We start from the raw sequence: 12,192 nt of genomic DNA on the forward strand, positions 1-12,192 counted from the left end.
GGTGGTGGGTATGCCATGAGTTGGGTAGAGGGTTTTGGTACTATTTTTGGTTTATTGTGTATTTGGTTTGCAAGCCAAGAAAAAACCATTAATTACGTTTTTGGTTTACTGAATGTCACATTATTCGCTGTCATTTTCTTTCAAATACAACTTTATGGTCTGTTATTACTTCAGCTCTTCTTTTTCTGTGCCAACATTTATGGCTGGTATGCATGGACAAAACCTAACTCTAGTGGAGAAACACTTGAAGTTCGTTGGTTAAGTTCATCTAAACTTCTTGCTATATCAGGAGTGAGTATTGTTGCTATAGCTTTACTAACTATCTACATCGATCCATTTTTCTTTAGTTTAGCAACAATTGCTGTTGATGGGATGAATCTATTTGGTGCTGAGCTAGCTAAACCAGTACTAGCGCCTGATGCATTTCCATTCTGGGATTCGACTATGACCGTTTTATCTATCGTCGCTCAGATTCTAATGACTCGTAAATATGTTGAAAACTGGATGCTCTGGATAGTAATTAACATCATTAGTATTGGTATTTATGCAACTCAAGGTGTTTTTGCGATGTCAGTTCAATACTCAATCCTTATGTTTATCGCCGCTAATGGTGCTCGTGAATGGGCTCGTACAGCAAAAGAAAATAGTAATGATAAACAAGTAGAAAAGGCAATAGCATGAGTAAACAACCACATATTTGTGTTGATGAAAATCAAGTAGCGCCTTATGTCATTGTGTGTGGAGAGCCAGATCGAGTAAATCGAATTGTTGAGTTAATGGATAACGTTGAGCTACTCGCTGAAAATCGAGAATATCGAGTGTTTAACGGTCAATATAAAGAAACACCTATCACAGTTTGTAGTACAGGGATTGGCGCACCATCAATGATTATTGCAGTTGAAGAGTTAAAACTATGCGGTGCTACACACGTTATACGAGTGGGATCTGCGGGTGCGATGCAAGATCATATTCAACTAGGAGAATTGATTATTGCTGAAGGTGCAGTGCGTGATGAAGGTGGCTCTAAAGCCTATATTAGTTCTGCTTATCCAGCCTATGCGAGTTTTACTCTATTAAAAGAAATAAACCACTTTTTAGAGAGTCAATCCGTAAAGCATTACTTTGGGGTAGTTCGATCACACGATAGCTTTTATACCGATGAAGAAGAGCAACTCTGCCAGTATTGGAATAAGAAAGGCATTTTAGGTGCAGATATGGAAACGTCAGCACTATTCACGGTAGGGAGACTTCGTGGATTACAGGTTGCTTCTATTCTTAATAATGTCGTTCTTTACCAACAAGACGTGAAAGAGGGCGTTAATCAATATGTTAATGATAATGAAGCAATGATGAATGGCGAAAGATTAGCCGCCATTACCGCATTAGAAGCGCTATGTAAGCAAGGAGCATAGAGTAAGTAAAATTGTGCTTTAGTGAATTAAAGCGATCTAAAGCACAACTTATGGGCAAAAGGCTAGAAAGAGTTGTGTTTAGAGTTGGATCTAATTAACGTTGCAGCCATTGTTTCTCGATGAGTTCATTATGAAAATCAGTCCTTATTCTTCTGGTCGCTTTTACTCATTTTTAGCCAGTAAAAGTAATAAATTTAAAGAGCTGCTTTATCAATGCCAAGTAAGTACGGGTTATGTTGATGTAGGTACTGAAATACTTCGTCAAGGTGAGGCGCTAGACTACATTTATGTTGTTCCTGGTGGTCGCGTGTCTATGAGTATTTTGGCTCTTAATGGGAGACGATTTCAGCTTGGTGAGGCTAACTGTGATTATCATATCTTTGGGGAAATGGAATTTTTCACTCAAACGCCTTGTCAGTGGACAGTCGCAGCGGATGAGTATTTGCAAGTAGATACTATTTGCTTAAAAGCATTAACTAAAGCCTTATATAAACAGCCAGAGATGATGTTCTTTTTTGCGGCAGCATTAGCAGAAGATTATCAAGACTCAATGGATATCTATACCAACCGTTTGTTACATCCTATTGCGTATAATATTGGGTATGACCTATTAATGCAGAAAAGTGGTATAACTGCGGCATTAGGGAGTTTTGATAAAGTACTTCAAGAAGCCGAGCGATTTGGAACGTCTGAAAGAGTATATCGAAGAGCGGTTAAAAGCCTAGTAGATAAAAATCTTATTGAAAAAAGTGATCAAGGTTTAGTTATTATTAATGAAGATGAATTGAGAGCTTTTTTAGAAGGGCATGAATAGAATATAAAGCTCGCATCGAAAGATGCGGGCTTTTTGTGTTTTTGGCTTGTCCTGAAATGTGTTTACACCTTTATTATAATAAATTCTTTTTAGATAAACTAATTATCGGCTTCACTATTAATATCTATTTGTGTCGAAATGTGCGGTTAATTGATGAACTTCCGGTTCTTTTTTTAGTAGCCCTTCATCTTGTGTTGTTCCCATACGACGTAAGTAATAATGTACTAAAGCTCTGCGAGTTGTGATTTCTAACTCTTTATTTTTCATAGCATAATCGTCAGCAACGATACATTGTTGTTTTTCAGATAAGTAGGGATTAGGTGTAATAGTTAACTGAACTTGGTGATTCCAATCATCATCATATTCTCGCGTATTTTGTGATCTATCCATTAAGTCAGGTTCGTTCCTAAAACGGCTTAATACAAAGTCACGATAACTATTTCTATCTTCACAAAATGCTCTCACATGCCATCTAATACCATCATAAACCAAGCTATGAGGAGCAATTATACGTCCTCGAATTTCAGGTGTTGAGAGGGACACGTAATCAATATCTACGCGAAGATTAGCTCTTGCGGCAGCAATTAAACTTCGAACGATTTTTGGTGATATAGCCCTTTCCGGAACATTCAATACTGTCGATTGAGCTTCCCCCCAATTAAAAAATTCAAATGTTTCTTCTTGGTTGTACTGTTGATGAAGCATCATAAGATATTCATGAGCAGTACCTTGAGTAAATAGAGGCTTAAAGCTATCTGCTGGCCTGTAACCCTTAATTGTCCTATCTAGTATCAATTGATCTTGGCCTGTAAGACTAATGTATTTATTGATATCTCTAGAAGCCTGTTGGCGGCCTATATGAAAAGCGTCACATAGGTGATTTGTTGTCAGTCGACCTTCCCACTGGGCTATGATTTCAATTAATCGAAATCTTACTTGTTGGTCCCACTTAATATCTACTTGAATCATGTTCCTGCTCACAAATGCTACATGTTGATGTGTACAGTATATACATGTAGCAATAAAGTACATATATTTATTATGGATATTGAGAAGGGCGTATTAGATTCAGGAGCCATTTCTGTGAGAGCATTAATTATATGGCAAGCTGTAACCTGACTTAGTTGCCAAAAATTCAACCTAGTTGATTTTCAATCAAGAAAACAACAAAGATCGAGATAAATACGATGATGTATGCCGGATTAACCAAAGTTATCGCAATAAATTCCTATCAGAAAAACAAGATGTTTTCAGAGTATTACTTTGATTCTCCCACTCAGATCACTGGCGGTAACGGAGAAGGAAAAACATCATTATTAAGGCTTATTCCGTTCTTTTATGGAGCGACTGGCACGCAGATCGTCAGGAAATCGAATGTTAATAAACCCTTTGTAGAATGGTACTTACCACACAGCAACAGTTATATTGTTTTCGAGTACATTACTGCTCGTGGTCAAGTTGCTCATGTCATTTGTTATCGAAACCTCAGTACTAAAGGTGGCATTGTTTACCTTTTCGTTAAAGGTCAGTTTGAACAATCAGTGATCATTAAACAAGACAGCGAAGAAAAACCATACGCTATTGCCTGTACAAAATTGGCCGCAGAACTGGCCGTTAACGGTTTGGATTATGAGTCCCGTATTACTAGTGTCAAAGAGTACCGCGAAATTATCCAAAACATTAATGCAGGAACTTTGAACAATCAGTTTCTAAGTTATTCTTTGTGCTCTGGCCGTCATGATGTTCGTCATATCGAAAAAATCACCGCCGCATTGATTCAGGGTGAATTCAACATGGCCGACACCAAGGCGCTTTTTCTTGATATTCTTGAACAAGGTAATAGCACACTAGAATTTGGTGTGGATGCGAACAGAATTGAACAATGGTGCGATGACTACAGCGGTCTAACAGCTTTCCTAGATAAAAAAGATGCATTCATTGAAGCTATTGCGAACAATCAGCAGATCGCGTACTTAACCACTCAGCTCGCCAATGCCTTAACAATCATTCGTGAAGCCTCTGAAAACCTTGATGAGTCCCGTAAGAAAGCAGATCTAATGCGCGCAGACTTTCTTGAGAATAGCGATAGGAAGATTGGCGAAATTAATGAAAAAAAGCTCGATAAAGAGGTTCGACAGAATGCTCTTCAACGTTCTATTACAAGTATTGAGTCTGAGATCGACGTTCATCACAGCAAGCTTATAACATACGAAAATAATGGTTACCCAGAACTGTCGGTTAAGCTTAAGCAACTTCCAGAAATGGAAGATAAGGTGACACATCAAAGACAAAGTTACGCCGATCTTGAAATTAAGTTCAATGATGCTAAAGCAAAGCATGAGAAAGACAAACAAAGCCTTGTTAGTAAGTTCAATAAAGAAAAGTCTGACCTAATAGAGCAAAAACTTGATGCCGAAAAAGAATTCAAGGTTAAGAAAGACAAGATAGACGCTGTGTATCAGCCACAGTTAAAGGAACTGACCGAATCTCATACAAGTTTCACTACTGACAAATCTTCGACTCTAATGAAGCGTAAGGCTGATCTCGCCACTCAAAAACAGCGACTAAAAAATCCTGATATTGATGAGCTTCTCATTGAACAGAGAGAACAATTGGAGTTAGAGAAGGACAGATTGCAAGAGGAAGTCGACACGTTAAAACACACGACACTTGTGATCGAGAAGGAAGGAGGCAACTTACAAACTAAACGTGAAAAGCTACTCGAAAGCTTAGAGGACACTCGTCGTAACAAGCGCGATGCCGAAGCTAGATTCAAAGTAGTCAGTAACCGATTAGACCCAGATTCAGGAACCTTGTTCTCATTCTTGGAAGCTAATCGACAGGGATGGCAAAGCTCTCCACTTGGTCGTATTCTTACCGATGAGCTTTTGATGGACACGACACTCACACCATCAATGACTGAAGATTCAGGTTCTATGTATGACTTATACATCGATACGAGCAACCTAGCTGATTGTAGTGTCACCAATAAAGCTGATCTCGAAGAGCAAGCTAATTTGATGGATCTTATCGATGAGCTTGACGATGCAGAGATCGATTTTAATAAGAAAATTTCAAAAAATAACTCTGCTGTTAAACAGTCAGGTCTAGAGTTGTCACGACTACGCAATGAGCTGCGCAACGCTGAAGGTGACCTAGCTCAAACTAAGGTTAACCTTAACAATAAGAAAATAGAGATTGCCCGTGCAAAAGAGGGCTTAATCGAAAAAATAAATATAAGCATCAAATCGATTGAGAAAGCCATATCCCAGACTGAGCGAGAAGTCTCATTGGCGCTTGAGCGTTTTAAAGAGGCAAAATTAGAGCTAAACAACGATAGGCTTACTCAAATTGGCAATATTGAATCATCACTTGCTCTCACGATCGGCGCTATAGACGAACTACTGGCAAAAAGTACTTTGACGTTAGGCGAGAACAAACAGCGTATCAAAACGGAGTATGAACAGCGGTTGAGCGAGCAAGGTATTAGCGGTGAAATCTATCAACGCTATAAAGAAGAAATTGAATTTCTTGATAATCAGATCAAAAACTTAAAAGCGAAGTCTCATAAGATCAAAGAATATGAGACATGGATTGCTGTTTATGAAGTGGATGACCCTAAGAGGCGTGACGATCGTAATACTAAGGCAAAAGAACTTGAAACGGTGTATCAGGAAATTCAATCTTTTGAAACTAAACTGAAAGAGCTTAGAGTCGAAGCTAATCGAACCAAGAAAGAGTTTGATGAAAAACTCTCTATCTTAAAGAACCACAAGCAGCGAGCTGACAGTGCAATCTCTCGCCTAACTAACTACGTGATGTTTGAGGGCGAAGAAGGGATCCAAGAGGCGCTCGATTATAACGGCGATTTAAATTCACTATTGAATGATGTGGAGAGCAAACTCCCAGAGTTAGAGAGGCTTACTAAGCAACGTAAAAAAGATATACAACAGATGGAAACTATCACTCTCAACCTTGGTGACGGGGAACTGTATCGTTTCTGGAATGAAAGCAGCCGAAACACTATTACAGAAGATATTGTTGCTAGTGACTCTAAGCGAATAGATATACTAGAAATCATCATGAATGACATTATTCCTCAAGTGACCCGTATAACAATTGAAAGCGCGGTCAACATGGGGCGCATGCTCGTTGACTTCAAGCATCGGCTACTTGGCTTCGATCGTGATATTAAGAAACTTGGTCGCAATATTTCCGAACAAGTAAAGGTCAATAACACTTTTTCGGTGGTTGGTTCTATTGACATTAACGTTGAAAGTACACTTTCCAAACTACAAGGTTGGGAAGATATTATTAACTTCTCTGAGATTTATGAAGAGTGGGATAAAACGGGATCTGCTGAGCTACCAACTAAAGAGTTTTACAATGCTTTAGATACACTGACTTATCATATTAGTGCCGAGAAAGTTAAGAAGCCTACTGAGCTGTTTGACATCAAATTTGAAGTTATCGAGAACAACCAGCGTAAAACCGCCAAAACAGATAAAGATATGCGTGACTTAGCCAGTAATGGCACGAACTTGCTTATTCAATCCATGTTGTATTTAGCGCTACTGACGCAACAACGTGGAGCAAGTCGACTATCAATAACTTACCCAACCGATGAGATTGGTAAACTGACGGCAGAAAACCAAGCCAAACTGCTTAAGATGATGGGATCACACAACTTCAATGTTATTGCGGCTCAGCCCGATGGTAATAACCGTACAGCCAATTTATTTAAGTACCTGTACCACTTAACGCCTTACAAGAACATTTTCAACAAACCTAAAGTAAGTAAACTCGCGTTAGCCAAAGCCGCTGAAACTAGCACAGGAGTAGAAGCATGAAGCCAGTATCACAAGTCCTAGAGTCTCTACTTAGTGGTAGTTTTATCTGCCCAGCAACTGATCGTGAAGCTTACAAGACGCTTAAAGAGGGCCGTACGTGCCGAGAAATTAATCAAGCGTTGACTCTTATGAACCGAGAGCTTCAGTGTACGAGCCGAACCAGCGCCTATTATGTCACTTATAAGAGTGTAGACGATCACAATCGTCGTCAGGTGACCGCGCTGATGAACAATGTACACGGTATTATTCGACCAGTGGTTAAGTTTGTAGCGACAGTCAGTGAGGCTGCTCAAGTTGAAGCTGTGATGGTTGGTGGCGATGAGTTAAGTGTGCCTGTCTTGAGCGCGCAAATCCAATCGTCTCCTAGTTTGATGGAGAAACTCGATAGTATTTATCGACTTCCAAAAGTGAGTCGAAAAAAAGTGCGCGACAGTGCAACTGAAAAACTCAATGTGGTTATCGAATTTTTGATCAAAGAAGGGGTGGCTCATTTAGTAAACAAAGAGCGTCAGCTCTATGTGATGACCGGAAAACTAGACTTTGTTTACGAGGTGCTCGATTTCATAGATACGCATGAAAAGATCGTTGAAGCAGTTAACAAAGCAAACGAGAACCAAGGGGGGTTCGACTTTTGATGAGCTCTCAAAACAATGGGAAACATGGTGGCGTCAACCACATGCTTAGCTTAATCAGCCAAGCAAAGGACACATTAACTCATGTTTTTGAAAATGGCACGATACGTGAAACTCATGAGAACGCCAACGACCTACGTAAGTTAAAAGAAGCCCGTGTTGTTATCGTGACAAGCCGCGGCTACCGTGTACATCCTAAGATGGAAGCACTGATGAACTATTTCCTTGAAACGGAAGCTAGTTCATTTCTTGGAACTCAACACGCTGAGCGCATTCCAGAAATTCAGAACCTCGCACAAGAATATCTGGAAGCTAAATTAAATGGCAAAAGAGAACAAGAGGCAGATAGGTTTAATAGCCTTGAAGGGGTAGTCTATGAAATCACAATGGATTTGCAAGAGTCTTGTCGTCGCCTAAGAAACCGTATCAGTTATGACTTTGGTTATGGTCATACGCTCGTCCAAAAGCAAAAAGAGAACCAAGTCGCTATAGAGCAAGCTGAAAAGCTTGTTAGTGGCATGAAAGCTTTTTCTTTTAAGTTGTTGAGTGAAACGGCTGGAGATAACTCAGAGCTCAACACCTTGTTTTGTACTGAAATGCACAGAGCTATTCGTAGTTGCCAACAAGAGCTCGGGTCTATCCTAATTCAACTTCGAGCTTTGATGCTGAAGTATCGTAACCGAGAGCGTGATAAAGACCTGATCAACGCCTTTGATCGGTTTATTGATCAAGAGCCACACTGGACACCAAGTGAAGATTTGATTTTGCCCGATGAGATAGCAAAGTACGATGGCATACCGAGGTTTTGGCTTTCAGAACCGATTGAATTTGCGCACCATCCAAATCCTGATGATATGGACCAAGAGCCAGAATTGGCCGATATTGTTGAGAAAATCACGGCACAACCTGTCGAACAAGATGAACTTCCGGTTGTTGAAGAAGCTGAGCGCCGAGAATTGACACTTGATGTTGAAATACAAGAGTTGATTGAAGCGGACATTGATTCTCATTGCGATACCTTTTTTGCTGAAGCTTTTATAGGGAAGGGAAAAACCAGTATTTCCGCCTTGGAATATTACGAGCAAATCAATAGTGATTTACCAGAAGATCTTGACCAGCTCACTTGCGCTAAAGATGTGTGGTTATTTAGCGTGCTTAACTTCCATAGCTCAATGCTTCCCGAAGATAGCAAAGGCTTTATCGTCGAGCCTATTGGGTCTTATACCTATTTAGCAACAGGTAGCAATATAGGTTATGGCAACCTTCACTTAGAAGATGTGTCTATAGCGAGGAAACTGTGAGTAGAATTATTGATAATATAACCAGTAGTGATTTAAATCGTCTTAAACAGCTTTTCTCTCCAGCGAAGGTTAAAGACGGTACCAATGTAGTGCTGAGTGGCGTTTTTGAGATTTTTCACCGCGACTTTAGTGTTGGAATTACCAGTGGTGAAAAGTTACAGCTGACGCCTAGAGATATACGTCAAATTAGAAAAATAATTAAAGAACAATCAGGTTTTGATCTTTTAACTGACCCTATCCCGAATTCTCGAACGGATATGGCTCAGTTTTTTCCAAACGAGAAGTTAAGCTCAAGGCCTGTCAAAGGCAAGGTAATTAAAATTTATGGGCTTTTATCTACGAACATAAATGGCAGAAAGTACGATTTAGAAGAGGGCATGAACATTGAAATCCCTCTAAGTTGTTTGAAAAGTATTGAACACAATCAAATCGTGATTGTTGAAAACTACGAAGCATTTTCAAAATTTAGATTGGTGAAAACGGACATGGAGCCGAATCCTCTTATCGTCTACCGAGGAGATAAGGATTGCGGGGTGATATCAAAAGAAATCGCACTCGCTTTTCCAAAGGCAGTACTTGTCGCTTGGTTTGATACAGACCCTAAAGGTATTTCTTTAGCCTTTGCATCAGGGGCTGATTATATGCTCGTTCCAGATTTATCAAAAGAGGCGCTTAAAGAACATGGGCGTTCAAATCTATTTAATAATCAGTACCAAAACTGGAAACGAGTGTCAGTACTAATTCCTTCTAACCTAAAGTTATTAATGTCTAATGTAGAAAAAGGGATAACCCAAGAATCAATAATGGCAAACGATATAAGTGTAAGTTTATATAAAATCTAGTTACTAGTATATTTTATCATCTAAAAGGCGCTCATTAGTCAAAAATAAAAGCTAAACAAGGCGATATTGCCATTTATGAAATAAGGTGGTGAGTAACCTTTAAGATAATGTGCTCTCAATGTCACTTATGAATGCTATTTCGTCATTTCTTCTACCGCATTATTTTGCCAGTATATTAACCCTTCTAATACGCCTTCTGCATGCGAGGCATTGCTTGTATATACGTGATTGAGCACGGACAAATGAGCAACTTCGTTATAATGATTGGCGACTAAAATGGCGTTAATACCTGGCATGGTTAACATGCTGGTATCATTGGCAGAATCACCGGCAACACAAATTTCTTCTGCAGTCAGACTGTATTTTTGCATGATGTAGTGAATGGCACTGGCTTTGTTTATTCCCTTTGGGGTGATATCAAGAAACCAATCATGGGAATAGGTGATATCGACATCAATCGATTGTTGTGCAAGTGCCGTTACAATTGCTGAATATTGCTTGTGGTTAAGCTGTCCCTCAAAAGTGATCTTATAATCGCCTTGATGTGATGGATTACACTCTCCTAAAAAGTTGATGTCTTGCAAAGCAGTTTGTACAGCAGATTTATTCCATTTTTCTTGTAATTGGTGTTGCCAGCGTTCATCCGCAATTAAATCACAGTCATAATTAATACGCGTGCCAATATCACTAATAATACACCGAGGTTTTGGATAGTTATGTGTAGTTAATCCTTCTTTAATCGAGGGCAGGGTTCTCCCTGTAGCAATAATAAAATGCAGTTCGGATTGTGTATCTAGATACGCTGAAAATTGGTCTACACCTAGTGATGATCCGCCATTAATCGTACCATCGAAGTCGCAAACGAGCATTTTTATCATGGTGATTACCTATTTGTTGATGTCGAGAGAAACGTAATGCTTTTAAGTGTGTGTATTGGACAATAGTCGTGTTTAGTGTTATCTGAAATTATCCGTGTGTATACTAAATGGTCTTTAAAAATACGATATGATCACAGATAAAAAATATTCAAGATTTCATTTTCAATATATAACCAGTTAAAAGTTAGAAAACTAGATTGAATGAATTGGACTTATCGTTCTGAATCTTCTCGCATCATTTTTAATCGCAAAAACGGGACATCGAAATGGTTTTCTACTACTAAAATTAATGATGTTGTCATTAAAACCTATCTTTAAATGATACTAAACAACCAGAATTGAGTGATAAAACGAACTTTTACTTGTGGCATGGCCTTATTTTTATGACAATACTCGTAGTTCTTTTATTAAATAGATGAAGTGGTGAGAAAAGTATGAAACATAAAAAAAATATCATTCTAGCAGCGTCGCTAATGTCTGCATTAGTTCTTACGGGCTGTGCATCAAATGATGAACTTATTGCTCAGCAAAAAAATCAGACCGACCAGATTAGCGCCTTAGAATCAAAAGTAAGTACATTAGAAAGTGAATTACAAAAGCAACAAAGTGAAGGAAAGGAAATATCTCAAACTGTTCGTCAGTTAAGTGTGAAACAAGATGAGCTAAATGCACAAGCTCAACAGCAAGCTGATGAAGCCGTTATGTATTACACACTTAAGCAAGATGATACGTTATATAGCATCGCGAAAGACCAAGGGATCGCATTAGACGATTTACTTCAATTAAATCCTCAAATTAAAAACCCTAAGCGTCTTCTTATTGGTGATGTAATTAATATTAAATAGTCATATTTTTAAGAGGTTATAACTTTACGAAGTTCGGCATCTATATATCTATAAGCTATTTAGCATAAAAAGAGCATGTTGGTTGTAATCACAATATGCTCTTTTTTTATTTTCCTCATCATTACTATTAAGCCCTTTTATGCTAACTAAACTTCGTACAGAACCTGTTTTAATTATAACCACTTTTTTAGCTGGCGCTGGCCGGGTGTTTTAAAAAGAAGCGATTCAAGAGTTACCTCCATTTGCTTTTATTGGTATTCGTTTATTTTGGCATCATTGTGTTTATTGCCGTTTTGTTTCAGTGGCTTGAAAAAAGCCTTGTGGCAAGATTGTCTTCGTTCAATGGGGGTTGGCGTATTACTTTCTTCAGCCTTATTTTGTTGGAGCCATGCTATTTGTCCCTTTGCTTGCTTGGCCACTGTTTGGTTCTAGGCCACCACGAGCATTTTGGTTCTCTTTGCCAATTGCTATTTCTGGCCTGTTCTTATTAGCATGGAATGACGGATGGAATGTATCGGCAAGTCAAATATGGTTTATCTGTGCAGCGATAGGACTTGCGACGCATTTTAATAAAATCGTCGGTAAACTGGTTGAATACTTACTGTTAAAATTAAAATG

Annotated in this window: 10 protein-coding genes and 1 pseudogene; 9 read left to right on the top strand and 2 right to left on the bottom strand. The window is 38.8% G+C overall.

Going from position 1 to position 12,192, the window contains the following annotated elements:
- The 3 genes from pnuC to AACV33_RS19175 all read left to right on the top strand — a co-directional run.
- Positions 1–681, top strand: a 681-nt coding sequence (pnuC, locus tag AACV33_RS19165; protein ID WP_182700544.1) for a nicotinamide riboside transporter PnuC, incomplete at its 5' end; no start/stop codon positions are given.
- Positions 678–1,412, top strand: a complete 735-nt coding sequence (locus AACV33_RS19170) for a nucleoside phosphorylase (protein ID WP_182700545.1) — start codon at positions 678–680, stop codon at positions 1,410–1,412. The genes pnuC and AACV33_RS19170, both read left to right, overlap by 4 nt.
- A gap of 130 nt (positions 1,413–1,542) precedes the next feature.
- Positions 1,543–2,226, top strand: a complete 684-nt coding sequence (locus tag AACV33_RS19175) for a Crp/Fnr family transcriptional regulator (protein ID WP_023603198.1) — start codon at positions 1,543–1,545, stop codon at positions 2,224–2,226.
- Positions 2,227–2,343: 117 nt separating this feature from the next.
- On the opposite strand, the gene AACV33_RS19180 is transcribed toward AACV33_RS19175, so the two are convergent.
- Entirely contained in the window at positions 2,344–3,195 is an 852-nt protein-coding gene (locus AACV33_RS19180) for a WYL domain-containing protein (RefSeq protein WP_026469696.1), read from the bottom strand.
- A gap of 218 nt (positions 3,196–3,413) precedes the next feature.
- Here AACV33_RS19180 and AACV33_RS19185 point away from each other — a divergent pair, with 218 nt between their 5' ends.
- From AACV33_RS19185 to AACV33_RS19200, 4 genes are read left to right on the top strand one after another with little or no spacing between them, the layout of a single operon-like run.
- The gene (locus AACV33_RS19185) at positions 3,414–7,076 is read left to right on the top strand and encodes an ATP-binding protein (RefSeq protein WP_182700546.1); all 3,663 of its coding nucleotides are present in this window, start codon (positions 3,414–3,416) and stop codon (positions 7,074–7,076) included.
- The gene (locus AACV33_RS19190; RefSeq protein WP_182700547.1) at positions 7,073–7,711 is read left to right on the top strand and encodes a hypothetical protein; all 639 of its coding nucleotides are present in this window, start codon (positions 7,073–7,075) and stop codon (positions 7,709–7,711) included. The genes AACV33_RS19185 and AACV33_RS19190 overlap by 4 nt, the downstream gene beginning before the upstream one ends.
- A complete protein-coding gene (locus AACV33_RS19195) occupies positions 7,711–9,009 on the top strand; it encodes a hypothetical protein (protein ID WP_182700548.1) in 1,299 nt (432 codons plus the stop codon). Before AACV33_RS19190 ends, AACV33_RS19195 begins: the two co-directional genes overlap by 1 nt.
- The gene (locus AACV33_RS19200) at positions 9,006–9,851 is read left to right on the top strand and encodes a DUF7281 domain-containing protein (protein WP_182700549.1); all 846 of its coding nucleotides are present in this window, start codon (positions 9,006–9,008) and stop codon (positions 9,849–9,851) included. Before AACV33_RS19195 ends, AACV33_RS19200 begins: the two co-directional genes overlap by 4 nt.
- A gap of 134 nt (positions 9,852–9,985) precedes the next feature.
- On the opposite strand, the gene AACV33_RS19205 is transcribed toward AACV33_RS19200, so the two are convergent.
- Entirely contained in the window at positions 9,986–10,729 is a 744-nt protein-coding gene (locus AACV33_RS19205) for an HAD-IIB family hydrolase (RefSeq protein WP_023603204.1), read from the bottom strand.
- Between the two features lie 434 nt (positions 10,730–11,163).
- Between AACV33_RS19205 and AACV33_RS19210 the strand changes: the two genes are divergently transcribed.
- Complete coding sequence (locus AACV33_RS19210; protein ID WP_017020762.1) at positions 11,164–11,574, top strand: LysM peptidoglycan-binding domain-containing protein; 411 nt, start codon at positions 11,164–11,166, stop codon at positions 11,572–11,574.
- A 139-nt stretch (positions 11,575–11,713) separates the two neighbouring features.
- A pseudogene (locus AACV33_RS19215) lies at positions 11,714–12,192 on the top strand (EamA family transporter); the annotation flags it as partial.

Source organism: Aliivibrio sp. SR45-2 (assembly GCF_963890165.1).
Lineage (GTDB): Bacteria > Pseudomonadota > Gammaproteobacteria > Enterobacterales > Vibrionaceae > Aliivibrio > Aliivibrio salmonicida.

Excerpts from the sequence above, each read along its gene's own strand:
- AACV33_RS19170 (WP_182700545.1), top strand. The coding sequence starts at position 678 with ATGAGTAAACAACCACATATTTGTGTTGATGAAAATCAAGTAGCGCCT.
- AACV33_RS19175 (WP_023603198.1), top strand. The coding sequence starts at position 1,543 with ATGAAAATCAGTCCTTATTCTTCTGGTCGCTTTTACTCATTTTTAGCC.
- AACV33_RS19180 (WP_026469696.1), bottom strand. The coding sequence starts at position 3,195 with ATGATTCAAGTAGATATTAAGTGGGACCAACAAGTAAGATTTCGATTA.
- AACV33_RS19185 (WP_182700546.1), top strand. The coding sequence starts at position 3,414 with ATGATGTATGCCGGATTAACCAAAGTTATCGCAATAAATTCCTATCAG.
- AACV33_RS19190 (WP_182700547.1), top strand. The coding sequence starts at position 7,073 with ATGAAGCCAGTATCACAAGTCCTAGAGTCTCTACTTAGTGGTAGTTTT.
- AACV33_RS19195 (WP_182700548.1), top strand. The coding sequence starts at position 7,711 with ATGAGCTCTCAAAACAATGGGAAACATGGTGGCGTCAACCACATGCTT.
- AACV33_RS19205 (WP_023603204.1), bottom strand. The coding sequence starts at position 10,729 with ATGATAAAAATGCTCGTTTGCGACTTCGATGGTACGATTAATGGCGGA.
- AACV33_RS19210 (WP_017020762.1), top strand. The coding sequence starts at position 11,164 with ATGAAACATAAAAAAAATATCATTCTAGCAGCGTCGCTAATGTCTGCA.